Source organism: Paenibacillus sp. B46(2026), from assembly GCF_056786355.1.
This window is the reverse complement of record NZ_CM165907.1, coordinates 543308-567820: the sequence shown is the minus strand read 5'-3', so window position 1 is coordinate 567820 and position 24513 is coordinate 543308. Positions and strand designations below refer to the sequence as shown.

Annotated in this window: 20 protein-coding genes and 2 pseudogenes; 8 read left to right on the top strand and 14 right to left on the bottom strand. The window is 46.2% G+C overall.

Translation table 11 applies throughout. From position 1 onward, the window contains the following. The first annotated feature begins 140 nt into the window (after positions 1-140). Complete coding sequence (locus tag AC1S8V_RS02705; protein WP_482072322.1) at positions 141-2462, top strand: AraC family transcriptional regulator; 2322 nt, start codon at positions 141-143, stop codon at positions 2460-2462. Positions 2463-2594: 132 nt separating this feature from the next. Continuing rightward, positions 2595-4133 (top strand): extracellular solute-binding protein, encoded by a 1539-nt coding sequence (locus tag AC1S8V_RS02700; protein ID WP_482072321.1) that lies wholly within the window; start codon positions 2595-2597, stop codon positions 4131-4133. A 29-nt stretch (positions 4134-4162) separates the two neighbouring features. Here AC1S8V_RS02700 and AC1S8V_RS02695 read toward each other — a convergent pair whose 3' ends face one another. The 10 genes and pseudogenes from AC1S8V_RS02695 to AC1S8V_RS02650 form a co-directional block, all read right to left on the bottom strand. Next, complete coding sequence (locus tag AC1S8V_RS02695) at positions 4163-4402, bottom strand: YezD family protein (RefSeq protein ID WP_458125114.1); 240 nt, start codon at positions 4400-4402, stop codon at positions 4163-4165. A 178-nt stretch (positions 4403-4580) separates the two neighbouring features. Next, entirely contained in the window at positions 4581-5456 is an 876-nt protein-coding gene (gene cysW / locus AC1S8V_RS02690; protein WP_482072320.1) for a sulfate ABC transporter permease subunit CysW, read from the bottom strand. Positions 5457-5523: 67 nt separating this feature from the next. After that, the gene (cysT, locus tag AC1S8V_RS02685) at positions 5524-6360 is read right to left on the bottom strand and encodes a sulfate ABC transporter permease subunit CysT (protein WP_145325621.1); all 837 of its coding nucleotides are present in this window, start codon (positions 6358-6360) and stop codon (positions 5524-5526) included. Positions 6361-6447: 87 nt separating this feature from the next. Beyond that, on the bottom strand, positions 6448-7527 hold the full coding sequence (locus tag AC1S8V_RS02680) for a sulfate ABC transporter substrate-binding protein (protein WP_482072319.1): 1080 nt from the start codon (positions 7525-7527) through the stop codon (positions 6448-6450). 433 nt (positions 7528-7960) lie between these two features. Beyond that, complete coding sequence (locus AC1S8V_RS02675; RefSeq protein WP_482072318.1) at positions 7961-9838, bottom strand: rhamnogalacturonan lyase; 1878 nt, start codon at positions 9836-9838, stop codon at positions 7961-7963. 432 nt (positions 9839-10270) lie between these two features. Next, positions 10271-10501, bottom strand: coding sequence for a hypothetical protein (locus tag AC1S8V_RS02670; RefSeq protein WP_482072317.1), 231 nt, complete (start codon positions 10499-10501; stop codon positions 10271-10273). A 1173-nt stretch (positions 10502-11674) separates the two neighbouring features. Beyond that, positions 11675-12553 (bottom strand): hypothetical protein, encoded by an 879-nt coding sequence (locus tag AC1S8V_RS02665; protein WP_482072316.1) that lies wholly within the window; start codon positions 12551-12553, stop codon positions 11675-11677. A gap of 41 nt (positions 12554-12594) precedes the next feature. After that, positions 12595-12801, bottom strand: a pseudogene (locus AC1S8V_RS02660) (IS4 family transposase); the annotation flags it as partial. Between the two features lie 427 nt (positions 12802-13228). Continuing rightward, positions 13229-14596 (bottom strand): helix-turn-helix domain-containing protein, encoded by a 1368-nt coding sequence (locus AC1S8V_RS02655; protein ID WP_482072315.1) that lies wholly within the window; start codon positions 14594-14596, stop codon positions 13229-13231. Between the two features lie 243 nt (positions 14597-14839). Continuing rightward, the gene (locus AC1S8V_RS02650; RefSeq protein WP_482072314.1) at positions 14840-15895 is read right to left on the bottom strand and encodes a lactonase family protein; all 1056 of its coding nucleotides are present in this window, start codon (positions 15893-15895) and stop codon (positions 14840-14842) included. A 231-nt stretch (positions 15896-16126) separates the two neighbouring features. On the opposite strand from AC1S8V_RS02650, the gene AC1S8V_RS02645 reads away from it, so the two are divergent. Next, positions 16127-16987: an AraC family transcriptional regulator gene (locus tag AC1S8V_RS02645; protein ID WP_482072313.1), complete on the top strand. Its 861-nt coding sequence runs from the start codon at positions 16127-16129 to the stop codon at positions 16985-16987. Positions 16988-17132: 145 nt separating this feature from the next. Then, positions 17133-17816: an S-layer homology domain-containing protein gene (locus AC1S8V_RS02640; RefSeq protein ID WP_482072312.1), complete on the top strand. Its 684-nt coding sequence runs from the start codon at positions 17133-17135 to the stop codon at positions 17814-17816. 137 nt (positions 17817-17953) lie between these two features. Here AC1S8V_RS02640 and AC1S8V_RS02635 read toward each other — a convergent pair whose 3' ends face one another. Together AC1S8V_RS02635 and AC1S8V_RS02630 are read right to left on the bottom strand one after the other, a co-directional pair. Continuing rightward, positions 17954-18580 carry a nitroreductase family protein gene (locus tag AC1S8V_RS02635; RefSeq protein ID WP_458125106.1) on the bottom strand — a complete coding sequence of 209 codons (627 nt, stop codon included), beginning with the start codon at positions 18578-18580 and terminating at the stop codon, positions 17954-17956. Positions 18581-18857: 277 nt separating this feature from the next. Further along, positions 18858-19322: an RrF2 family transcriptional regulator gene (locus AC1S8V_RS02630; protein ID WP_482072311.1), complete on the bottom strand. Its 465-nt coding sequence runs from the start codon at positions 19320-19322 to the stop codon at positions 18858-18860. A gap of 430 nt (positions 19323-19752) precedes the next feature. Here AC1S8V_RS02630 and AC1S8V_RS02625 point away from each other — a divergent pair, with 430 nt between their 5' ends. From AC1S8V_RS02625 to AC1S8V_RS02615, 3 genes and pseudogenes are all read left to right on the top strand, one after another. Next, positions 19753-20484, top strand: a complete 732-nt coding sequence (locus AC1S8V_RS02625; RefSeq protein ID WP_482074371.1) for an MBL fold metallo-hydrolase — start codon at positions 19753-19755, stop codon at positions 20482-20484. Then, positions 20481-20609, top strand: a pseudogene (locus tag AC1S8V_RS02620) (TetR family transcriptional regulator); the annotation flags it as partial. The gene AC1S8V_RS02625 and the pseudogene AC1S8V_RS02620, both read left to right, overlap by 4 nt. A 51-nt stretch (positions 20610-20660) precedes the next feature. Continuing rightward, the gene (locus tag AC1S8V_RS02615) at positions 20661-21053 is read left to right on the top strand and encodes a TetR-like C-terminal domain-containing protein (RefSeq protein ID WP_482074370.1); all 393 of its coding nucleotides are present in this window, start codon (positions 20661-20663) and stop codon (positions 21051-21053) included. A 217-nt stretch (positions 21054-21270) separates the two neighbouring features. Here AC1S8V_RS02615 and AC1S8V_RS02610 read toward each other — a convergent pair whose 3' ends face one another. Next, entirely contained in the window at positions 21271-22401 is a 1131-nt protein-coding gene (locus AC1S8V_RS02610; protein ID WP_482072310.1) for a hypothetical protein, read from the bottom strand. 280 nt (positions 22402-22681) lie between these two features. Here AC1S8V_RS02610 and AC1S8V_RS02605 point away from each other — a divergent pair, with 280 nt between their 5' ends. Further along, the gene (locus tag AC1S8V_RS02605) at positions 22682-23167 is read left to right on the top strand and encodes a CcdC family protein (protein ID WP_176873064.1); all 486 of its coding nucleotides are present in this window, start codon (positions 22682-22684) and stop codon (positions 23165-23167) included. A 126-nt stretch (positions 23168-23293) separates the two neighbouring features. Here the strand turns inward: AC1S8V_RS02605 and AC1S8V_RS02600 are convergent, their stop codons facing one another. Beyond that, entirely contained in the window at positions 23294-24307 is a 1014-nt protein-coding gene (locus AC1S8V_RS02600) for an NADP-dependent oxidoreductase (RefSeq protein WP_482072309.1), read from the bottom strand. Between the last annotated feature and the right edge of the window lie 206 nt (positions 24308-24513).

Below are 24513 nucleotides of genomic sequence, written 5' to 3'. Positions count from 1 at the left end.
TTTTTATGTAAACGCTTTATTAAATTGGTGTAAAATATGAAGAGGAAGTTTGTTAAATTTCGGTCAACATGATTTCTAGCCCTCGACCTACTATATAATGATGAAGTTGTTTAGACACGAGAAATGAAGGGGGAAAAAGGATGCGTAAGCCATTTCAGTCTGTGAGATCCAGGATGGTTCTTTCTTACCTCGCTGTCGTTCTTGTCATTGCGCTTCTTTTCGGCTCCATTTTATATCTCTTCTTCTCCCATCAATACAGCAAAGAGATCCGAATCAATAATCAGCTGTCACTGAAAAATACCGTCAATTATATTGAAAGCTCCGTCATCCAGAAGGTGAATCAGGTCTATCTGTCTCTGGCTTTGGGTAGCTCCGTCAATATTGATTTAGATAACATAAAAGGAAACCATGGCAAGATTCTGGACATCGAACAATTACTCAAAAATAAGGTACAAAATTATTCCGACCTCATTGAAGCCATTCATGTGTACGATGCGAAGAACCACATGATGATCTCATCTATATATGGGCTGTTGCTCTATGAGGACACGCCTTCGAGTGCGGATCATACCACGGATTGGATTGTTGCGATGAAAGAGACTGAAGAAAGCTCCTTATGGATGCAGACTCGCATGGTGCCTCAAGATGCGTATATCGAATCGCCTGAGCAGACCAACGTGAATCCTTTGATTTCCTATGTCCACAGCTACCCGTTTCAATCTTCTGGACAAGACAGTAAGGTCATGATAGCAATTGATATCAAAGAATCAGCGATCAGTCAGATCATTAAAAATATGATTCCTTCTGACTATGATAGTACATTAATTGTAGATCAGGACGGGACCGTCATTTCTGCCGCAGACAAATCCTTGCTAGGTAGCTCCACGGAGGAGAACTTATCTCAGTCGTTGCTCTCCATTCATTCTTCAGATGAGAGCTTCACGCCTGTATTTAACCATGGCTCTTATGTCGTGTCCCAAGATCAATTCAAAGGAAATGGATGGCGAATTTACACCACCACACCCAATAAAAGTTTCTATAATAAATTGGATAGCTTGAAGGAAATCTCCATTCTTCTTTGCTTGTTAGCTATCGCGGTTGGGATTGCGATGTCGTCCATCTTTACGACCGCCAATTATAGTCCTCTAAAGCGAATCCTGAATAATATCAAGAGCCGGATGGATAGCCCCACCAGCCTTAAACAGGATGAATATCGCTTCATTGATACGGCGATTAACAGCCTGTCCAACAAAGTCGATAGTCTGGAGGAAACACTGCAAGCCAATCACAAAATAATTAAGCATAGTATCATGCTCAATATGTTAAATAATCGATTTACACCCGAGGAACTTACGGAGCAACTGCAGTCTGTTCACATTTCAATGGGCTACTCTCGCTTCCGCTGCATCGTCATTGACCCCGTCAATGAGAAGTGGAAGGATCTGCAGCCACGACAGTTGCAGCATACGTTGTATACGATGATCCAGCAACTGGAGATCGCAGAAATGGACGGAACTCAACTGCTGGCAGAGGAATTGCAGGATCACAAAATAGCAGTAATCATTTGTACCAACCAACCCGAAGAACCTCTCACTGATCACATTGTGAACTTTATTCACACTGAGGCAAGAAACAGGTTCGGTCTGGATTTTGCATTGTCACTGGGCGGGTGGGTAGAGCATTTCACGAAGATCCACACGAGCTATCATCAGGCGAATACCTTGATTCGATACAGCTATTTCTTTCCCGATCAGTCTGCCATTCAGGATCTTGATCTTCTGAACAGGGAGACCAGCAGCCTGGAAATTCCGGACGTATATCTCGCAAACTTTGAAAAGAAATTGCAGACTCGGGATGTGCAAGGTACGGTTCAGGCCATTCAGGAGTTAGTGGCGACGATAAAGGAAGGCCTATATTCCGCCGAATACAGTCGCATTATATTATTAAAAACGGTTTCTATTTACGCTGAGTGTATCCATCAGGTGCGTTGGCAACCCGCCGAGGCAAGCTCAATGAATCTGTACAAGCAATTTTCATTGTTCTACGATATCAACCGCTATTCGGAGTGGATGATTCATCTCGTGACCGAATTTGTGATGCACATGGAGAAGCGAAGCGAGGTACGGAGTGTGGATACCATCTCGGCTGTCAAAGCCTATATTCACGAGCACTTATCGGGCGATCTCACGCTGGATCATGTCTCAGAGCAAGTATTCATCAGCCCTAAATATCTCAGTAAACTCTTCAAGGAAGAAACCGGGATTGTCTATTCCGAATATGTTACGAACCAGAGGATGGAACGTGCACGGGAACTCATGACACAACGTGAAATTACGGTTGAGCAGATCGCAAATACAGTCGGTTACCGTACCCCTGCTTATTTCATTAAGAAGTTCAAAGAAATTCATGGCTGTACACCAAAAAACTTCATGCGCAGTCTAATGGAACAGGGATCTATATAAGCTCAATTTAAAATTAAGAAAGGAGCTGCTATGAACTTTAACCTTTCAAAAAAACTATATCTATTGTTTGCTACATCTATTCTTATAGGATTGATGAGCGGATGTACCGTTCTAAACAGAGAAGGATCACAAGTGCAACAGCAGGAACATTCAGCAAGCTCTGAGAAGGATACAGCTCCTCAATATACGATTTCCTGGACCATGCATCAAAATATCCCTGTTCCTGAGAACGCTGAGATGATTACCTATATTGAGGATCGGTTTGATGTCAATCTGGAGATGTGGAACCTTGAGAACAAGCGTTACGAGGAACTACTGGAACTGGAGCTGGTTCAAGGGAAGATACCGGATCTGTTCCGGATCAGACAGCCGCATGATCTGCTTAAGTATCAGATGCAAGGGGTATTAGCGGAAATCTCCCCGGATGTCCTTGAACAATATGCGCCAAATATTGTACAGCGAATTCGCGATTATGACTCACGTTACTTGGAGTATGGAAAAATAAACGGCGGATTATATGGAATTCCGGTCATCAATCAGACTAACATCTATCGAACCCCTGTCGTATACCGAGAGGACTGGCTTACGCGGCTTGGTCTGGACGTTCCAAAGACATTAGATGAATTCGAAACGGTTATGTATGCTTTTGCCAAAGATGATCCGGACGGAAATGGTAAACAAGATACGTATGGCCTATCCAGAGAGGGCTTAAATGTCGTGTTTGGCGCTTTTGGACAGTCCGTTTTCACCGAGCAACTGTATTTTAATGAAAAAAACAACCAACTCGTGATCGGTGCTTTGCAGCCTGAGATGAAAAAAGCCCTGACTTATATGCAAAAGTGGTATCGGGACGGGATTATCGACCCTGAGTTTATAACCGGCGAGAATAAAGGCGGCTATAAACATCTATCCCATGCTTTTATTAATGGAAAAATTGGAATGACCTCGATGGGTAACTACTATCATTGGAATCAAGCGGGAGATTACAGTGTCCCCAATGAAAATGGCCAAGAAACCCCAGTGAAAGCCTCGTTTAATGTGAATGAGCTGTTACAGAAGAACGCAGCTGCAGAGATTGTATTTGGTTCTCCTGTTATAGGTCCGGATGGACATAGCGGTTCAAAAGGAAATAATCTGCTGATGAATTTTATTGCTATTGGCGCTGAGGCTGCGAAAGAGCCGGGGAAACTGGAGAAAATTCTGGAGATACTCGATTATGTAAGTGCCAACCCCGATCCGGCTGAGCAAATAAAAATGGAGTATGGCCTTCCAGGAAAGCACTGGGACTGGAGCGGTGAACCTTCAAGATCGTTTCATCTACTTCCCCCATATAACAACATGGAGAATTACACCAATATGATCGGCTCAAGTATCGGCATGACGGTTCCGGGTACGCCCTTGGACAAACGTGAACAGTGGGCTGCATCTGCAGGGTTGACCGAGCATGGGATCTATAATCGCCTGGAGGTTGCAACCCCTGCCCTGATTCAATATTCATCTGAGTTGATTCGCATGAGAGACAGAGCGTACATCTCCATCATCACTGGCGATCAGCCTGTGGGGTATTTCGATACCTTTGTGGAAGAATTCATGGACGCAGGTGGGCAACAGATGCTACTTGAAGCGAATGACTGGTATAAGGAGAATTTGGAGACAAATCCTGCCCAATAGGCGGGACGTATTGGAAGCCACGTCACTCTCTATCCCTTCGCACTCGCATTCGATCCGCGCAGAGATCGGGGTGAAGTGCTTCGTGCAGTGCTGCCGGATTTGGAGGTGCTGCCTGAGGGCGTGTTTTCAAAACGCTTGCGCTCGGTCCGCTCCATCTGCACAATCTGACCTTCGTGTACCACGATGTGCAATGAACCAAACTCCATGTCATTCAGCTGTCCGGCAATTCGGTCCAACCATACCTCATCCACTTTTAACGGCTTAGCCATAGAGCCGCCTCCTCTTCTCGGGCTACTGCCCGCTATAGTCCTCGATGCGTTGTCATCCAACCGATTTATAATTCATTCTTATCCAACCTATATACTTGGTTTATACATTAGCAGGGCTTCCAGTAGCTGTCAATCTGTATTTTCTTCTTCTCTTATTATGAAATTGATTCGCTTTGTATCACTTTTCTGAAACCGCTTTGTGTCCAAGCCAGCTCTTGAGCAGCAACGTGCCGAGAGCCAGAATAAGTAATAAGGACGCTACGGCAAATGAAGCCGAGAATTGATATTCGTTATACAAAATCTCCACATGCAGCGGCAGCGTATTCGTCTCCCCGCGGATATGTCCTGACACCACAGATACCGCTCCGAACTCGCCCATAGCACGGGCATTACACAGAATAATACCGTACAGCAGCCCCCATTTGATGTTGGGCAAAGTCACACTCCAGAAGATTCGCCATCCGGAAGCACCCAGCGTAACCGCCGCTTCCTCTTCCCGGGTTCCTTGGTCCTCCATCAGTGGAATCAACTCTCTCGCTACGAAGGGGAAGGTAATAAACAACGTTGCAATGACAATGCCCGGCAGCGCAAAAATGATTTTGAACTCATGTTCGGACAGCCACGGCCCAAACCAGCCATTCGAACCAAAGACCAATACAAAGATCAACCCGCCCACCACAGGCGAGATCGAAAAAGGAAGATCAATCAGTGTGATCATGAGTCCCTTGCCCTTGAACTGGAACTTGGTAATGACCCAGGCAGCTGCCACACCAAATACCGTATTCAGCGGTACCGTAATCGCCGCAACCAATAACGTAAGCTTCAGTGCAGACATGGCATCCGGCTCGGTAAGAGCCGCGATGTATACACCCCAGCCTTGCTTCAGCGCCTCCATGAGCACGATTACCAGCGGTAGAATCAGCAGCCATATCAATACCAGGCTTGCCAATCCGATTAACAACCATTTGACCCATGGAGCTTCCGTTGTTGCACGGTTCGTTCCACGCCCGGTCTTTACAGGTGGAACAGGGCTCAGTGGGATGGAATCCGCCATATGCTGCACCTCCTTTGGTTTGGGTGAGTGACGTCTTTTAATATCCTTATTCCATCATGCTTCATCGTCATGCCCTGCCCGCCTTCCGGCTCCAACGCTGCAAGGAATTAATGATCAGCAGCAGGATGAAAGAGACCAGCAACAGCAGCAAAGCTACAGCTGTAGCGCCTGCATAATCAAACTGTTCCAGCTTGGCCATGATCAGCAAGGGGGCAATCTCCGTTTTCATCGGCATATTACCAGAGATAAATACAACGGAGCCATATTCGCCAATGCCCCTGGCAAAAGCCAGAGCGAACCCGGTTAGCAGCGGCGGAATCAGATCCGGCAACAGAATGGTACGGAATATCCTCCATCTTCCTGCTCCCAGTGTGGCAGCCGCCTCCTCCACTTCTGCCTCCAGCTCCTCCAACACAGGCTGCACTGTACGTACCACAAATGGAATTCCGATAAACATCAGTGCCAGTGTAATCCCAGCCTGTGAATAGGCCAGCTTAATGCCCAAAGGCTCTACAAACTGTCCAATCCAGCCATTGCCGGCATAGATCGCCGTTAGGGCAACCCCAGCTACCGCCGTCGGCAAGGCAAAAGGCAGATCAATGACCGCATCAAACAACCTTTTGCCAGGGAATTCATACCGAACAAGTACCCATGCCAGAAGTAACCCCAGCACGAGATCAATCAGGGCCGCTGCACCTGCGGTCAGAAAGCTGACCTGGAAGGAAGCCAGCACCCTGGGATTGGTCGCAACCTCAATCATGGTTGCCCATGTCAGCCCTGTGGAGTTAAACAACAGCGCAGCCAATGGAATAAGTACAACCAGGCTCAGGTAGAGTACACTGTAACCCATCGTTAATCCGAATCCCGGCAATGTGCGTCTCCGCGCCACCATCACCTTGCTCATGCACGTTCATCCTCTCTGCCTTCAGCCGGTAAGGCTCGTTGGCCGCTCACAGCGCGATTGATCAGGTGTTCATTGAACAGAGCAACCTTAGCTGCCTGGAACATAGATCTGGTCGAAGATACCACCGTCATTGAAATGTTTGGCCTGAGTATCCCGCCATGTGCCGAATACATCTTTCAACGTGAACAGTTCAAGCGCCGGGAACTGATCCTTGAATTTTTCCTCCACGCTGTCCAGCGTTGGGCGGTAATAATTTTCAGCCGCAATCGTCTGTCCCTCTTCACTGTACAAATATTTCAGATAGGCATCCGCCACGTCGCGGCTTCCTTTTTTGTCTGCATTTTTGTCCACAATCGCAACGGGTGGTTCAGCCAAAATACTGATGGAAGGCACGACAATATCGAATTTGTCCGGACCCAGCTCTTTTACCGATAGAAAAGCTTCATTCTCCCAAGCAAGCAGCACATCACCAATGCCACGTTCAACAAACGTTGTCGTAGATCCGCGAGCCCCCGAATCCAGTACAGGCGCATGTTTGAACAATTCACCAACGAATGATTTCGCTTTCTCTTCATCATTGTTATTTTGCTTGAGGGCATATCCCCATGCCGCCAAATAGTTCCAACGTGCTCCGCCGGACGTTTTAGGATTCGGTGTGATGACTTGGGTATCCCCTTTGATCAGATCATCCCAGTCCTTGATGCCTTTTGGATTGCCTTTACGCACAAGGAATACAATCGTAGAGGTATACGGCGCGCTGTTATGCTCGTATTTATCCTGCCAACCCTCGTTAATCAGACCTTTATCTTCAATCGCATCAATGTCGTATCCCAATGCCAGTGTCACCACGTCCGCATCCAGTCCGTCAATGACAGAACGACTCTGTTTACCCGAGCCCCCGTGGGATTGCTTGATGGTCACTTCCTGGCCCTTTTCTTTCAACCAATGCGCCGCAAACGCTTTGTTATATTGCTCATAAAGTTCCCGTGTTGGATCATAGGAAACATTCAGCAGTTCGATGGCCTTGGCCCCTTCTGTGCCGCCTTCCGCTCCCCCTGATGTTCCTGCCGCACTGGACCCGCCGCTCTCCGATCCGCATGCTGCCAGAACTCCTGTTAACACCAGTGCCAGACCAACCAGAATACCCTTGTGAATTCTCTTTTTCATTAAATAACACTCCCCCGATATCAATCTGCATGACTACCTCAGGCCGGCTGAACAGGATGGAACGCCCCGTAAAAAACAAGAAGACGGAGGAACCCCCGCGCACTTCTCCCCATAAAGTCATGCCGGCTTAAGGCCGTGCATGCTCCATCCGGGAAGGATGCGCTGCGGTGTTCCTCCGTCTATACGGTGAGAACGTTATTCTGTTCAGGTCATCATTTTTTATTATTCCTACCTGTTTAGTAAGTTATATACGTATAATAAAGGCAGTCTATATACCTGTCAAACGTTTTTTCCGATTTTTACCGGATTTCTGCACCATTGGCAAAAAAAGAGGAACAACGAACCATCGTCCGTTGTTCCCTTCAGCGAATCCCATGCTTCGCTGGCTAGTGTAAACATGAACGGAATTGGACGGCCACACCTTGTCCATTCCTCATCTGCCCGCATACCGGATATTGGGTACCGGTGGTGTGCTCATGCCTTCTCCCAGATAAAAGCCGGTGTGCGGCGGTTGATTGTAGGCTACATTTTGCCAAGCGACGCCAAGACGGTACACCGGATCATGCATCAGCGTGTAGATGCGTTTGTCCGTAACTGCTGTTGTGGTATAGATCCGCAGCGCTGAGCTGTCATTCGTCCGCCATACCACTTCCTCTCTCCAGTCCCCGAACAGATCGGCCTGCAGATTCGGCGTAGACTTGGTTCCGTTATTGGAAGATACGCCGGATGCGGTGAGCAGGTTCACCGTTGTGCTGTTGGCATAGTTCCACTTGTCGATTCGGTTGCTGTCCAGCAGTTTACGGAGCAAGTCACCATCCCACCAGATACCAAAATTCGTGGAAGAAGGCAGGGTTGTTCCGAGTTTCTGCCCTTTGGCCGTGTACAGGCTGCCGTCTGCCCATACTTCGGCGCCTTTATATCTTGGATCGATATCCGCCGCCATGCCGCGTCCAATATCCTTCGTTGTTTTGACTCCCCAGATTAACTGGCCAGTACCTGCATCACGGAATTCCACTCCTGCATTGGATGGCGTCTCATGAACCTGAAATACCTCAAGTCCGGGGCGATCCGGGTCCAGGTCACTCAGATGCATGGCATCGCCATGATGAAGTCCTGTCGTGTACAATCCTTTGCCGTTGTCATCCACCGCCATGGCGCCATAGACGATCTCGTCTTTCCCATCCCCATCCACGTCCGCCACGCTAAGATTGTGATTGCCTTGCCCAGCATAACCGGAATTGCCAGATGTATTGGAATCAAACGTCCATTGTTTGGTCAGCTGTCCATTCCGCCAGTTATAGGCCACAAGCACACTGCGCGTATAATACCCGCGAGCCATCACCAGACTTGGACGCTCTCCATCAAGGTAAGCAATGGCAGCAAGGAATCGATCCACCCTATTGCCGTAGTTGTCTCCCCAACTGGATACATTGCCACGTGCTGGTTCGTAGTTCACCGTGGAGAGCGCTTTGCCAGTCTGCCCATTGAATACCGTCAGGAATTCGGGGCCAGACAATACATAACCGCTGGAATTGCGGTAATCCTTGCTTGCATCCCCGATGACCACGCCAGTGCCATCCTTGGTGCCATCGGCTGTTTTCATCGCGACTTCGGCTTTGCCGTCACCGTCGAGATCGTAGACCATGAACTGGGTGTAGTGAGCACCCGCACGGATATTTTTGCCCAGACTAATTCGCCAGAGGCGTGTTCCGTTCAATTTGTAGGCATCGATAAATACTTCCCCGGTATAACCGCTCTGGGAGTTATCCTTGGCGTTGGAGGGGTCCCATTTCACGATCAATTCATACTCACCATCACCATCCAGGTCACCTGCACTGGCATCATTGGCACTGTAGGTGTAGGCTACTCCATCGGGCGTTGTACCACCAGCGGGTACACTGAGCGGTACAGACAGATAGTTGTTGCCCCATACGCTCGCTGCCGCTGAAGCAGCCTGCTCCGTTCCACTGACTACAGCACGAACCGTGTATTTGGAACTGCTTGTCCCGCTTGCATCCTGAAGGTTGGTGCTGTTCGTTATGGGCGATGCGTTCACTTTGGTTCCATCCCGATAGACGTTAAACGATACATTCGAACCTTCCGTACCCAAGAGTCGCCAACTGACAAACACACCTGTCCCGGTCTTTACAGCAACCACACCGCGATCCAGATATTCCATCTGCCTTGCACCCGCTGCATGCATTACTGGCGTGTTGCCCAAGCCAAGCGAAGTAACCAACAACGCGGAACTCAACAACGATACTCCGGCTGTACGTAATGTGCGCTTCCACAGTGATGATCGATTTCCCATAAACAATTGCCTCCCCAATCGAATTGGTAAGCCCGATGCCCTTGTAGCGCCGTTTTATGTAAGCGATTTATTATATTCATTTTAAATTAAACATTTACTTCCATCTATAGGTCTAATTTAGTAATTTTGGTTAGTGAATGCGGCTCGATCTACTGGGAATTTATATTCAACAATTAATTTTTCGAACATCTCATCTAAAAATTCGTCCTGACTTATAATTGTAGATATAGCGGACTCCCTAGCATTATAACGAATATGGACGAACTAATCCCATCCTGTTCATTGTACTTTCTATACTTCATCATCCGATCCATCTTTTCATATTGATAGCTGAAAATTCGAGTGAATATTTATGCAACAAGTAAAATTCAGTACTTTCTCCCTCAACTACAAGCAGCACTTTTCCTATGTTTTTGTCTTTATTGATCTTGATCAATTTCTATCATCCTTATATTCTGGAATCCCTCCAAAAACACCGCTTGTGTACATCTCTTCTAAATTTTGTGCAACACGAGGCTGCTCACTAGAAAATCTTTTTAGTATACTTCCTTCAGCTCCATTAAAATCCACAGCATAAATCTGATCCGGTCTAAGAAGTGAGTTTGACAATAAGTTAGTTGAATGGGATACAATGAACAGTTGTGAGTTCTTTGAATTATTCAAAAAGTATCTAATAAGTAACTCAACTTTCGAAGCTCAAATCTCCGAAAAAAACCTTGATATAGCTAGGTAAGCTAGAGATCCATTCTTGCAGTTAACAGTGAATATACGTCTTGTTCTTTTTGTTGTTCAAAATAAACTCATCAGTTGCTGAAGCATCGCCCGGAAGTACAGATCGCGAACCTCATCCGTAAAGAGAAAAAGAGTCATTGTATAAAGAACACTCGTTCTCATATATTGCAAACAAAAGTTTTTGATGTTTTGATTCCTTTTCTCAAAGGGAAATTTTCTGATAAAGGCGCATGCTTCGCTTCTTCAGGTCCTTTCTGTCTTCTCCGTTTGGTGTAAATGTTTAGTTCAATTTATATAGTATCAAAGCAGATAATCTAATATCTGGGCAGCCTCGGACATTTCGCAAATCCGGGTTACAGGCATGCTATCCAATCAGAATTACAGCGTAGGGAGCTATCCAATGTTGAAGGATTACGGATTATGAACGAAAGGTATTGAGAATCTTGTTTAATTACAGCAACGGTTACAGATATTATCAGACCGTTAAAACTGAAAGAGGCAAAACAGACATAATGGCGGCTCTGGAAGAGTTGATTGCTGCAAATTATATAACGGCTAGTATTTTTATCTTAGAGAGCTAGGAGCGAGGAGTTTAAACTGCCTAAAATTCCTCATGCTACACCCGCTCCATCAAATAATATTAGTTATTGGACTGAATATTAGAGAGGAAATATCTATGGGCATATAACTGGTAGATAACGGAGTAAGAATTTAAATTTACGTTTCAATTCAATGAGCAGATGCTTTCTAATACAATTTTTTATTCCCATTCACGTTTTTGTTATAATTAATACTATTCAATATACCAAAATATATGGATATAGCAATTATCAAATAAAATACAAATTTGTTTATTTGCATGATATCATAGCTACTTGTCAAGAAAATAATCAGAATTGCAGATAACCCTACATTTTCTTTATTATGCTTTTTAAATTTTTGAAAAATTAGTCTATATAGTAACAAAAGTAAGACAAAACTAATCCATATAAAACAGAGTGTTCTCAAAACTTCACCTTCCTTATTTTTCTTTAAATACGATAAAAATCAAAGGTTCATAAAGAAACTATGACCTTTGATTTTTATCATAACATTTTTATACTTTTACATCCTCTTTATATAATTATAAGCTGAAGTTAAATTGGTTTGAGTTGCATTCCAATAATCAGAGATTTGACCGGCTGTGATAGCTGCAGCTCCTCCAGCGGCAAGTGCACCTATTACTGTTGTGAATGTTATAACAGCAAACCCTAATTCAGTACCCAAGACCATAGTAGCTCGATTGGTCTCAGTAAGGTTAGTCGCAAAACTATCAATTGCAGTTTTAGCTGGCATAAAGTATTTATTTCCTATATCTATTCCTTGTTTCTGTACATTATCGCCTTTTGGGCTATTTGTCCAAAAGGAAATACCACTATAAGATCCAAATGCATATGTTTCGTAATTTCCGTAATAATGAGAAACTGCCGGGACGCCTCCTCTGTCAGTTGCAACAGCAGCCCTTGAAACACCACGTGGATTAGAGGTTGAAGTATCCGGAGAATACATAGTAGAAATCTCCTGATCTAACATTTCTTCAGGAATCTTAACTCCATTAATTTCCAAGCTTGCCTTATCTTCTTCTACAAAAACATCATAAACATTAGTTGAGTCTTTAAGAACTTCCTTTTCCTCTAAACTAGCCTTTTCATTGAATTGGTATTTAGTGGTTGTAATTAACTTAACCTTTGTAATATCCCCTTCAACCTTTCGATCATAATCAAAATTTGTTGTGCGAGTTCCGATAACTTGATTATCTATTACCACTTCATTACTGTTTGACCAGTTTTGGAATTCATTCTGAGTGACTGAAGTATCTTGCAACACGCCCCCTATTGTTGACCTTTTTTGGGAATTATTCAGAGATTCACTAGCAAATGCACTTCCAGAAGTACCTACCATTGCTACAACAAGAAATGATGCAATAAACTTTTTAGTATTCATTTTCATTTTCCTCCTCTTTTTTTGTATATTACTCAACTTTCTCAGCTCAAATCTCCAAACAGACCCTTGATATAGCTGGGTGAGCTAGAGATCCAATCTTGCAGTTTACAAAAATTAGACATCTTGTTCTTTTTCGTTTTCACTTGAGACGTGTCCAGAAATAAACTCATCAGTTGCTGAAGTACAGTCTGGTAATCCAGATCGCAAACCTCATCGGCAAAGAGAAAACAGAGTCCGCCCCGTATTCGGCCTTTACTGGCTTCATACACAATGTTTAAACGGTAAGTAGACTTACAATCTTATTTCTGTTTTTTCCACATCAGGGTTTAAACCTCATTTATAATTTTCTGGGCTACTAAAAGAGTCTCAGGTGAAACTATGCATTAAAAATTATTTGGAATACATTTCCTAATCTCCCCGCCTCCTTTAATACTATTTTAGTATTCTATGACAAATTTTTCATTTCATTTAGTGAGGCACAAAGGGAAAATTCTAATACACGGAAACAATAGAAAGCCTCCTAGATATTAACTAGAAGGCTTCTCCGAACTATAAGAGAATAGATATAATATATAGAAAAATAGAAGATTTTCAATCGAACTCTGCGAGTTTCCAATCAATCAATCAATTGTCATAAGCTACAAGCTTAATAGATTGAGAACTAAAGTACTTGTATTAAGCATTAATTCGCTGCATCTCATTAATTAACAATTTAAACTTTTCCTTGTCTTCAAAATTTTCACTACTAAAGCATTTTTCAAGATAATCTATTACATATTTAATGAAATTGAGATCATTATTTTTTTGAATAGAGAAGTTCAATCCTTCTAAAATTCGACTTATTGCAAAATCACCATTGTGATTAAAATAGTATATCCCCAATTCCCCTAGGACTTTTGCATAATTTTGATCCATCATTGAAGAGTTGTATTGTCCAAATTCTGTTTTGTATGTACGTAAGGGAATGTGATCCGAGAAACGCTCTAAAATATCATCAATACCCCAGTTAAACTTATTCGCTGCCTGGATGATATAACGCAATGCCAAAAATATCTCATCCGGGTATTGTGTGATGTAATTTGCATATTCTTTAACAACCTCCATATCTCCAGATAACATTTGATAGAGATACTTATTAGCCGTTGCCCATTCTTCGAATTGTTTCAGTACACGTCGAGAGTCATCATCGTCCTCCCGCACCCAACTCTGTCCACTTGCATAAAGCCCAACAAGTTCTAATGCATTGGTATAGTCTCCCTGCTCCTCATATACAGTGGATTGGATCAGCCAGGAGTATAGTATATAAAAATATAGGGGACGCTCTGTCCGTTTCATCTCCTGATTCTTACGTTTACGGTTGTTACTTGCCTCATACTGTATTTGGGCTAAATGAAGCATTTTGTTGGCAAGTTCGTTAACCTTGTTCCACTTATGCACTGAGCCGAAAGAATGAATCAAATGTTTCAGCGCATCCAGTTGATACGACTCATCCAGTCGATCCACATAGGGCTCGAACAAGATAGCCGTCCTTAGATTCTCCTCCAGGTTCTCACCTTGTCCAATTAGAAACATGCGGTACTGACACATGGCAAGCCTTTCGGAATGCTGATATTTCTCAACTTCACTCACACTTTTATATAACAATGCCGCGGCAGACCACTGATTTCGTTCAAATAATTGTTCTGCCATCTCAAATAGTTCTGTCGCATAATCCAGGTCGTCCAGTAGCCGATGAAGAATCTGCTCAATGCAGTCCAGCCGATTCAACTCCGCACATCGGAGAATAAACGGTCTGATCCGCCGCATGGATACGGAATAAGCGAAACATTCTTCCACATAGTCGGCAAAAAAATGATCCGCTGCCACGCCCATTCCTGATGAGATCGCAATTAACTGACTCACGGATATGGGACGATTCCCATGTAAAATACGACTAATTGTGCCTGTATTAATGCCAGATACTTCCGAGAATCGGGAGAGCGTCATGCTGTTCTTATCAATAAACTGGGTTAATTGCTCCCGAATTGAATTTGCAGGTTCCAAGGAAAGCACCACCCTTCGTGCAACATCCAGATTTTAGGTTTTATCACCCTATATTCTGATCATAATGAACGTTCGAACGACGGTCAATAAAAAAATGTGATAATTGCCACTATTTTCAATTTAATCAAATAAAAAGACTAAAAAAAGCTGTAAAACCATGCGTTCCCCCATGATTTCACAGCTTATAGAGCACTTTTTAGATGTAATATTCCACTTACACTTCTCACTTCACCGTATTACAACTCATACCACAGGCGCAATACATACTGGACGAGGCAGTTCCAGCTTGAACCCGTTATGCGTCAGACGTCCGTCTTCTTCACTGATCTGGAACCCTACGAGGTTATTGCTGTCCTGGTTCGCCACCACCAGAATGCCACCTGGAAGCAGGTTGAAGTTATGCGGTGTCTGCCCAATCGTGGACGTCCATTCTACAGCTTTCAACTTACCGCTCTCCTGATCAATATGATAGAGCACGATGCTGTCATCTCCCCGATTGGATGCATGCAGGAAACGACCACATGGAGATACACGGATGTCCGCAGCCGTACCTTCTCCCTTATGCCCTTCTGGAAGTGTCGAGATGTGCTGCAACGTAGTGAACTCACCTCTGCGCTCATCGTACAGGAATGCCGTAACCGTGTTGTCCAATTCATTGATTACATAAGCCCACTTGGAGTTGGGATGGAACACAAGATGCCTTGGCCCAGCCCCTGGCGGCTGATTCGTCTCACGATGCGTGACCAGACGTCCTTCTTCCAAACGATACACAATAATCTGATCCAGACCGAGGTCACATACGACAGCATATTGTCCGGACGGATCTGGCTGGATGGAGTGTGCATGCGGCCCTTCCTGGCGTTCTTCGTTGATTCCACTTCCCGTGTGCTCCACCCATGCACTCATCTCACCGAGCGTCCCCTGATCGCCTACCGGGAATACATTGACACTGCCGCTGCTATAGTTGGATGTGAATACCCATTGACCATCCTTCGAGACAGACACATAACATGGGGAAGCCCCTCTGGTCTGCTTTCGATCCATCAGGTGCAGTTCACTCGTTGCCGCATCTCTCCGATAGACCAACACTTCTCCCTCGTCTGTCTCACTCGCCACATATAGACAGTTTGCGTCCGGGCATAGCGCCAGATAAGAAGGATTGCTCACACCCTCCATATGATTAACGATTCGCATCTCTCCTGTATCCGCATTCAACGCACATAGGAATATGCCCGGTTCTTCCGATGAAGCATACGTACCTGTATAGAAAAACGTTTCCTGAGTTGTGACTGGTTCCATATCTAATCTCTCCCTTATCCTGTATATTCATTGGTCTGATTCTTCCCACTGGTATGTACTTACCCAATTCACGGGCAACTGCTTCACTTTCTGTAACGTGCGTTCTAAATTAAATCAAAATCGGCGAGCGCTCTCATTCTGTCATTGACTCCCTTATACCCTCTCACCATAATACAGAGTATGAGACCTAACAACAGACCACCCCTACTGCGTAAATCAGACGGATTTCGTATGCAAAAACTCATTGTGCTCCCGGACCCGCTGCTGCAAGAAGCCGCAGCTTATCCAGTCACGTCGGGGTTATACGTTACGGATATCGGTTACTTTCACGAAGCAGAACATCATTACCGTGACCGTCCCGATGGTTGTGAATCACATATTCTGATGTACTGTGCCCAAGGCACAGGCTGGTATACGATAGATGGCGGCAAGACGTATGAAGCCCGCCCGGGAAACCTCATCATATTGCCAGCACATGTTCCTCATGTGTATGGTGCCAATGCAGCTGAACCATGGAGCATCTTCTGGATTCATCTACGCGGGGAACATGCTTTATTCTACATAGAACCATTGCTAACCCATCATATTTCTACCATGCCACCAGCCAAGGCTCAAAAGTGGCTTGAGCTTTTCCATGAATGTTACGGCGCGTTAGAGACGGGTTACTCCATACAGACGATGACTTATGCCTCCCAGATTATTGGTTATATGCTCAGCATGCTCGCTTATGGGCCAGAAACGACAGGAACAGATGGCGGGGTCGTGAGCAGCAAACGTGCGGCTGAACAATCTGTCCAGTATATGTTGAAGCATCTGGAGAACGGAATCACCCTCAAGGAACTGGCGGCACACGCGCGGCTGTCTGTACCTCATTACTCGCAGTTGTTCAAGCAAGCTACCGGGCATTCGCCCATCGATTATTTTCTGCGGCTCAAGATCCAGCATTCCTGCCGCTATCTGGATTTTACCGATTGGACCGTGAAGCAGATCAGTTCCGAGCTTGGTTTCAAGGACCCCTACTACTTCTCCCGTCTGTTCAGCAAAATGATGGGACGTTCACCCACGGATTATCGAAATAAATCCAAAGGTTAGAAGCCGTGCCTTCACTTAACCCTTTCTGAATGATCATGAATTCAGTTGGAAAATTGCAGCAACCTTTTGTACAGAAAGGTCGTCTATAGGGGCAAATAACTTTTATATAAAGGGATTATCCCTGGAAAAGTGAGGCGAACCTATCATGAAAAAAAATATACTTGCTACATTAACTGCGGGAGCTCTGCTCACGCTGTCTCTAAGTGCAGGCCCGATCAACGCGGCGCCAGCCCAATTCACGGATATTCAAGGTATCGCAGGAGCCGACAAAATCGAATCTCTCCATCAGGATGGATTCATCAAAGGCGTGAGTGACAGCTTGTTCAAACCTGAACTGGAGTTAAATACCGCTCAGGGCATCCAATTGATTGCGGACGGACTGCATCTGAATCTGGACACGATTCGTTTTATCAAACAGCCGCTGCCAAGTGACCACTTCTCTCATGTAAAAGATGGCGTATGGTACAGTGATGCATTTATCCGCGCTCAATATAATGGCATTCAGATGTCGCAGGATATTGATCCGTCCAAACCGCTTACTCGTGAACAATTCACACTGTTCCTGATGCAAGGCATCGAGGCCAAAGGCGGTCTGCCGATGATTAATATCAAACCTTTGGACATTACCGACGAACAGGAACTTACTCCGGAGTATCAAGGTGCCGTTCAGCGCTCTCTGGTTCTCAAAATCAATGCACTGGATGCCGAAGGCAACTTCAATCCCAAACAAACGATTACTCGTGCCGAAGCAGCAGTGATGATGTATAACGCAATCGAGTACCTGGAATCGTTCTATGCACCGCAAATCCCGGAAACACCTGAGAAGTAATATTTCTATGAAAAAGCTGCCTCTTCGGTAGAACCCTCATATGCCAAACAGCCGCATCTTCCTTTAACAGGAATGTGCGGCTGTCTGCATTATTATACCTATATGACTGATGCAATCATCAGATTAGCATTTTTAACTTAGAAAGAACCTTTAACTACAACTTCGGACAACGGTAAACGTCCTGATGGGTGCGCTGGCTGTGCAGCTTTACCTACCGTGATCAACAATGTTGGCACAAAACGTGCTGGAATGTTGAATGTTTCGATCAGTTTCTGTGGGTTGTACCCACCGATGGGGCAAGTGTCGTAACCCAAGGAGCGTGCAGCAAGCATAATATTTTGGGATGCAAAGGAAGCATTACGGATCGCTTCATCACGAGCCGTTTGCGGGCTTTGGTAAGCACCGTTGATCTGTCCAACCAATGCGTCGCGAATCTCAGCAGTCAATGCGCCAGCTTCCACAGCTTGATCATAGATCACCGTGTTACGGTTCGCTTCGAGATCTCCCAGAACAGCAATTGTAACGGAACTGTCTGTGATTTGACTTTGTCCGTAAGCAACTGGCAACAATTTAGCTTTGTCAGCTTCGGATTCGATCACGAGGAATCTCCAATGTTGCAGGTTCCATGAAGACGGTGCTTCCCCAGCTGCTGTCAAGATTGCGTTTAGATCAGCTTCAGGCAATTCAAAACCTTTTTCGTATTTTTTGACCGCATGACGTTCGCTAATAACGCGAAGTGTTTCATTTTTTTCAATGCCTGACATATGTTCCACTCCCCAGACTCTATTTTGTTTGTTCTTCTTTTTTACATTCGCAAGGCGATTTTGATAAAACTCTACCAAAGACTTGCCTTCCGAAAATAACATCAGCGCAGACGACCTCTCCTCATCTGTGTTCACGTTATGCCCGGAATCGCCTGAAACATCAATGGATCTTTCACCGGAGCATACGCCCATTTCATAACCAGTCGATCACGAACCTGTCCACCACTCCTGACTAAACCAAGGTCACATCAGGAAGGACCATTGGTTGTGGAATCCGTCAGGACTTCTCTTTGCCAGGCAATCCATCCGGCGACAAGTTACATGCTTTTCCATGACCTATGCGCTCTTTCACATCCTGAATGGATATCCGATCAAAATAGGCGCTTAATGCCTCTTCGCCTCCGTCGTAGATGTTCCCCATCACGTCCTGCATATTGGAAGATACCACGCACGATGACCCCGACTCCCCTGAACACCAGTTCGGACCAAGTGAACCGCCAGCAACGAGTCTGTACAGTTCTCCAAGCTTGATCTCCTCACTTGGACGGCTAAGCAAGTACCCGCCATGAGCACCTTCCTTCGTTGTAAGGTAACCATGCTTGCGCAGAACACTAAGTACCTTGCGGACTCTGGCCGGATGCGTACCCACACTCTGGGACAAGTCTTCACTATTGGCCATACACTCATCTCTCATGGAGAGAAAAACAAGACAATGCACCGCAATGGTAAATTCACTGTTCATAACTTACTCCCTTCCCGGCATACAACACCGATGAACTTCAACCCAAGGTAAGTATAACTGTCATTATATGAATAACAGTTATGTTTGTCAACTCTCGCCCAAGCTGGAGTCCAAACGTGATTTTTCCTGTTATATCAATACTTACAGCACCTTATACCATCAAGCTAGGATTAACATCCCGTCTGCATTTTAATCCAAAAAAAACAAAAAAGTGAGCCTTTCGCTACGCGAAGGGCTCCAATAAGATAGACATATGAAAGGGCTTACGTGATTATTATAATCGGTAATCCTCAATTTGAAAACGCTTTTTTTGTAAAGTGCATCATTATTTAAAAATTTTTTTATTCGAACAAAAAGAATGACAGGTATTGCTAAAACTAATGTCATTAGTTATTATACTAATATCATTAGTTTTAAGGAGGGTTTATCGATGCGCATTACCCGAGAATTTGATGTCGTTCAAGTTACATTCCTTCCAAAGCTCTTCCCTGTGAACGTATATCTTGTTGAAGAGCAAGATGGATTAACCTTAATTGATGCCGGAATGCCCTTTAGTCTTAAGGGGATATTGGCAACTGCTCAGTCCCTTGGCAAGCCCATCACCAGAATCATTCTAACTCATGCTCATAGCGACCATATCGGTGCGCTGGACCTTCTCAAAGAGGCTCTCCCCCAAGCGGAAGTCTTCATCTCCAGACGGGATGCCCGGCTACTCGCGGGAGATACTTCCCTGCTCCCAGGTGAGCCACAGACCCCGGTGCGCGGCGGTGTGCCCAAACCTCAAGCGGTTCGAACCCAGCCGGACCACTTGCTGGATGATGGCGACCGGATGGGTTCACTGGTTGCCGTTGCCTCACCAGGCCATACGCCGGGGCACATGGCCTTCATGGATACGCGCAGCCGCGTGCTGATCGCCGGCGACGCGTACCAGCTGCAAGGCGGACTTGCTGTATCCGGCCGCATGCGCCCGCTCTTCCCGTTCCCCGCGCTGGCGACGTGGAACCGCGAAGCGGCTCTGTCCAGCGCGAAGCGCCTGGCGGAGCTGGAACCGTCCGTGCTGGCGGTAGGCCACGGACGGATGCTGCGCCAGCCCGCGGCCGCCATGCGCGCGGCAACCGCTGATGCACAGCAGCGGCTCGGCTTTGCCGGGGGGCAACTGTGAGCCCCCGGCAAGGGCTGGATCGCGACGCTCTGCTCAGCGCCGCCGCCCAGCTTGCTGACAGCGACGGCTTCCATGCGCTGACACTGGCCGCGTTGGCCCAGCGGCTGGATGTGCGCTCGCCGTCGCTCTACAACCACATCAGCGGACTTCCCGGGCTTCGCCAGGAAATGGCGCTGATGTCCGTACAACAGCTTAGCCTTGCACTAACGGCGGCTAAGGCTGACCGTACAGGCGACGATGCCATCCAGGCCATCGCCGCAGCATACATTGGCTTCGTCCGCGAGCACCCTGGACTGTACGAAGCCTCATTTCATGCCCCGGACCGCGAGGAGCCACAGCTCGCCGCGGCCAGCACAGCCACGCTGGAGTTGCTGCTGCACAGCTTGCAGCCTTACCCGCTAACCGAAGCGGAAGCATTGCATGCCGTTCGTGGTTTGCGCAGTCTCTGCCATGGGTTTGCCTCCATTGAGGCACAAGGTGGCTTCCGCATGAACTTTGATCCAGACGAAAGTCTGCGTCTGACCGTATCCGCATTCCTGCATGGACTCCGGCATCTTCACCAGGACTAGTAAGCCACATTGCATCACGAAAAAGGACTGTAGATCCTCTGCAGTCCTTTTTACATTGCCATCCCAGATGTTGTATCTTCCTCACATTCAAATCGATATGTGATATCTATTATCTGTTATTCGTCTTGTGTCTGCAGCCTGCCACTCACAACTACGCGCTTCTCTAATATGTACATCTCCCGTTCCTCTCCATCGGAACGGTTCATCTACAGCCAATCTACGGCCATTGCTGCCGACCTTCCTCTACCTCCTGCAAAATATGCTTCATCACTGGCACGTACACCTTCCAGTAGAACATGTCAGGAATCTCTTTCTGATCTGGCGTAAGCTTGGCCCAGATGACATCCCAGCCTCGGATTCGGCGCCAGAAGGAATAATGCTTCATCTCTCCGAATGACCCTGCCATGTAATACGATCGATTATAGTCGTCATAGCGGACAAGTGCAGCGAATGCCGTGGGTATCCCTGCATCCCCCAGCTTCCGCTCGCCTGCCTCCGTCAGTTCATTCTTATACCAGGCCAGTATGGAGTTTTTCTCTTGCGGCACAATGATATCGAACCAGCCAGTGTAATGAATATCCTGCGTTATGCCGCTCCAATCTCTGCCTTCCGGTGTAAATGCAACCTGTATATTGCCTGTCTTCACATCTGGACCTTTCTCCAGCACCATGACCCGTCCATCCACATGCGCCAGCAGAATGCCAGCGCCGTGGTAAGGCCATATTTTCTTCTCTCGCTGCTCATAGTTCGTCCGAACCCACCGGGGTACTTCTTCCTTACTTTTCAGATTAGATACCGACTTTCCTTGCCATCCACTGCTGTCCACTCCCAAGATGGCATACAACTGCTCCCTTGTCATCTTGGAAGCTGTATTCGCTAATGCGCTGTATTCGGCGACAATCGTTACACCTTTATAAGCAGCCTCGCGAATTTTTTGCACATCATATATCGTTAATCCTTCATAGATTCCATCTTGTTTCCGTTCATTCTTGGATGTAGACAGACTACTCCGATTCGCCGTCAGATAGATCAGATCCGTGTCCGTCACCTCATCAGGCAACAATCGCTTCATCTGAAGAAGTCCATCCTGAATGTCATAGCCGTAATAATCCTCTTCATACGAGTAATGTTCCCCTGTATGTTGTACGATCTTCTGTTGATTCAGAAGCCACACCAACCCCTTGTGTCCTTGATAGGACAAGTCCGGTCTGCTCTTGTCAATAATCATGATATTAAGCGGAACCGGGGCCTGGGATTGCCACATAATCCAGGGGACAACCAGCACCACCGATACCACCGTAAAACAAGCCATCGTCCACATCGTGACTGGCCTGTGAATTTTGTTCATGAAGCACCTTCCTCCTTGCTCTGTTCCAAGGTATAGCTATGATCGGCATACTATCCTAATTCATTCCTGATTTCCCCTTAATCGAATAAACGGCCTTACAACGGGCACAATAATACAAAATTTTCAAATACACCCTGTGAATACATATCGGGCTTATGATACACTAAGCTTTCTATCGGCTTTCTGCGTTTGTGATATAATAGGAACTGAAAATTCCGGCAACTCGTACTGGTTTCCGGATCTCCGGATAACATATTATTCCAGAAAGAGGGAGTTCTACGTGGCTCAAATCAGTCCGTACTACCTGCAAATTGGGGCAACCGTGGGTATGCTCGTCATGGCCCTGCTTGCCATCTTCATCCGCATGAAAGCCAGTCACAGACCGGTGACCATTCGCAAAATCCTTATTCCTCCGCTCGGCATGAGCACAGGATTTCTCATGTTTGTTGTACCGGAGACACATGTTCCTCTACTCTGGGCATTCATTGCGTTTCTGGTGGGCTGGTTCCTCTTCTCCTATCCCCTCATTCGCAGTACACGGTTTGAACGAGTAGGTGAAGAAATTTTTGCCACACGTTCTCGCAGCTTTGCTTTTATCTTGCTTGGATTGCTGGCCGTACGTCTGATCCTGCATGAAGTCATTCAGCGATATGTAAGCATTCCGCAAACAGGTGGATTATTCTTCCTGCTGGCTTTTGGCATGATTGTACGCTGGCGTGTATATATGTACAAACACTACAAAGAAGTGCTTGTTGCTGAACACTAGTTACCCTACGCAGACCACGCACAGATTTACAGATAAAAAGACACGTTCTGCTGCACTATCGGTGTGCAGAACGTGTCTTTTTGTTTTCAACCTAGTTGGAGATTGGAGATGTAAACCATTCGATATCTATTCAGGATCTGCAACCTTCACCAGCTGCTTGCCCAGATTATCTCCTGAGAAGAGACCCATGAATGCTTCCGGTGTCTGTTCGAAACCGTCCACAATGTTTTCTTCATACTGGATATGACCTTCCTTGATCCATTTCGCCAACTTGGCGCGGCCTTCCTTGAAGGATTTGGTGTAGTCACCCAGCAGGAAGCCTTTCATTAATGCTGTGTTCGTTAACAGCAACGTCTGTGGACGCATCCCGATATCCGGTTTCTCCAGATTATAAGACGAGATTTGACCGCATAACGGAATACGTGCATTCCGATTAATGTGGCGCAACACTGCATCTGAGATGTCACCGCCCACGTTGTCGAAGTAGACGTCCACGCCATCCGGGCAAGCCCGTTCAATGGCTGCTGACATATCCTGCTCCTTCTTGTAGTTCAAGACCACGTCGAAGCCCAGCTTTTCTTTCAGATACGCACACTTCTCGTCAGAGCCTGCAATACCAACCACGCGTGCTCCTACAATTTTACCAATCTGACCTGCAATCATGCCTACCGCTCCGGCTGCTCCCGATACAACTACCGTTTCGCCGTCCTTGGGTTTGCCGATGTCTTCCATACCAAAATAAGCCGTCAGACCCGTCAGGCCCAGCGCACCCAGGTAAGCCGTGATTGGTGCTTCTTCGGTATCAATCAGCGAAAGATCAGTCGTATTCACTGCAGCATATTGCTGCCAGCCCCACATGCCGGATACGAGATCTCCTTTGCGCAGATTGGGTTCCGAAGATTCCACAACCTGTCCAATGGTTCCACCCTTAATTACTTCATTCAACGCGTACGGTGCAGCATATGATTTCGTATCTTTCATGCGGCCCCGCATGTAAGGGTCAACCGACAAATATAATGTACGTACCAGGACTTGCCCAGCTTCCGGTTCAGGAAGAGGTGCTTCAATGAAGTTGAAATTCTCTCTGGTTGGGGCACCTTCGGGACGAGACGCAAGTACGATCTGTTTATTTACAGACACCAAAATTACCTCCTTGTTGCCAAGTGGACGCAAGGTTAACCCTTGTCAGCTGAAATCACTCACCACTGGCTCTGTGTTATCACTTCTTATTAGGACGTGTCTCAAAACTCGCTGAAGTGCATCTTTTACCGCCTTTTCGCCCCCTGCTGCGTCACTTTCCCTTGACGTGCCCCGGCACGCCTGCGGAAAACTTCCTGGCTTGGAAC

Bases quoted from the DNA above. Each gene is read 5' to 3' on its own strand.
- cysT (WP_145325621.1), bottom strand. From the start codon at position 6,360: ATGAGCAAGGTGATGGTGGCGCGGAGACGCACATTGCCGGGATTCGGA.
- AC1S8V_RS02630 (WP_482072311.1), bottom strand. From the start codon at position 19,322: ATGAACAGTGAATTTACCATTGCGGTGCATTGTCTTGTTTTTCTCTCC.
- cysW (WP_482072320.1), bottom strand. From the start codon at position 5,456: ATGGCGGATTCCATCCCACTGAGCCCTGTTCCACCTGTAAAGACCGGG.
- AC1S8V_RS02615 (WP_482074370.1), top strand. From the start codon at position 20,661: ATGTCCGTACAACAGCTTAGCCTTGCACTAACGGCGGCTAAGGCTGAC.
- AC1S8V_RS02665 (WP_482072316.1), bottom strand. From the start codon at position 12,553: ATGAATACTAAAAAGTTTATTGCATCATTTCTTGTTGTAGCAATGGTA.
- AC1S8V_RS02635 (WP_458125106.1), bottom strand. From the start codon at position 18,580: ATGTCAGGCATTGAAAAAAATGAAACACTTCGCGTTATTAGCGAACGT.
- AC1S8V_RS02675 (WP_482072318.1), bottom strand. From the start codon at position 9,838: ATGGGAAATCGATCATCACTGTGGAAGCGCACATTACGTACAGCCGGA.
- AC1S8V_RS02610 (WP_482072310.1), bottom strand. From the start codon at position 22,401: ATGAACAAAATTCACAGGCCAGTCACGATGTGGACGATGGCTTGTTTT.
- AC1S8V_RS02650 (WP_482072314.1), bottom strand. From the start codon at position 15,895: ATGGAACCAGTCACAACTCAGGAAACGTTTTTCTATACAGGTACGTAT.
- AC1S8V_RS02680 (WP_482072319.1), bottom strand. From the start codon at position 7,527: ATGAAAAAGAGAATTCACAAGGGTATTCTGGTTGGTCTGGCACTGGTG.
- AC1S8V_RS02645 (WP_482072313.1), top strand. From the start codon at position 16,127: ATGCAAAAACTCATTGTGCTCCCGGACCCGCTGCTGCAAGAAGCCGCA.
- AC1S8V_RS02695 (WP_458125114.1), bottom strand. From the start codon at position 4,402: ATGGCTAAGCCGTTAAAAGTGGATGAGGTATGGTTGGACCGAATTGCC.
- AC1S8V_RS02640 (WP_482072312.1), top strand. From the start codon at position 17,133: ATGAAAAAAAATATACTTGCTACATTAACTGCGGGAGCTCTGCTCACG.
- AC1S8V_RS02705 (WP_482072322.1), top strand. From the start codon at position 141: ATGCGTAAGCCATTTCAGTCTGTGAGATCCAGGATGGTTCTTTCTTAC.
- AC1S8V_RS02625 (WP_482074371.1), top strand. From the start codon at position 19,753: ATGCGCATTACCCGAGAATTTGATGTCGTTCAAGTTACATTCCTTCCA.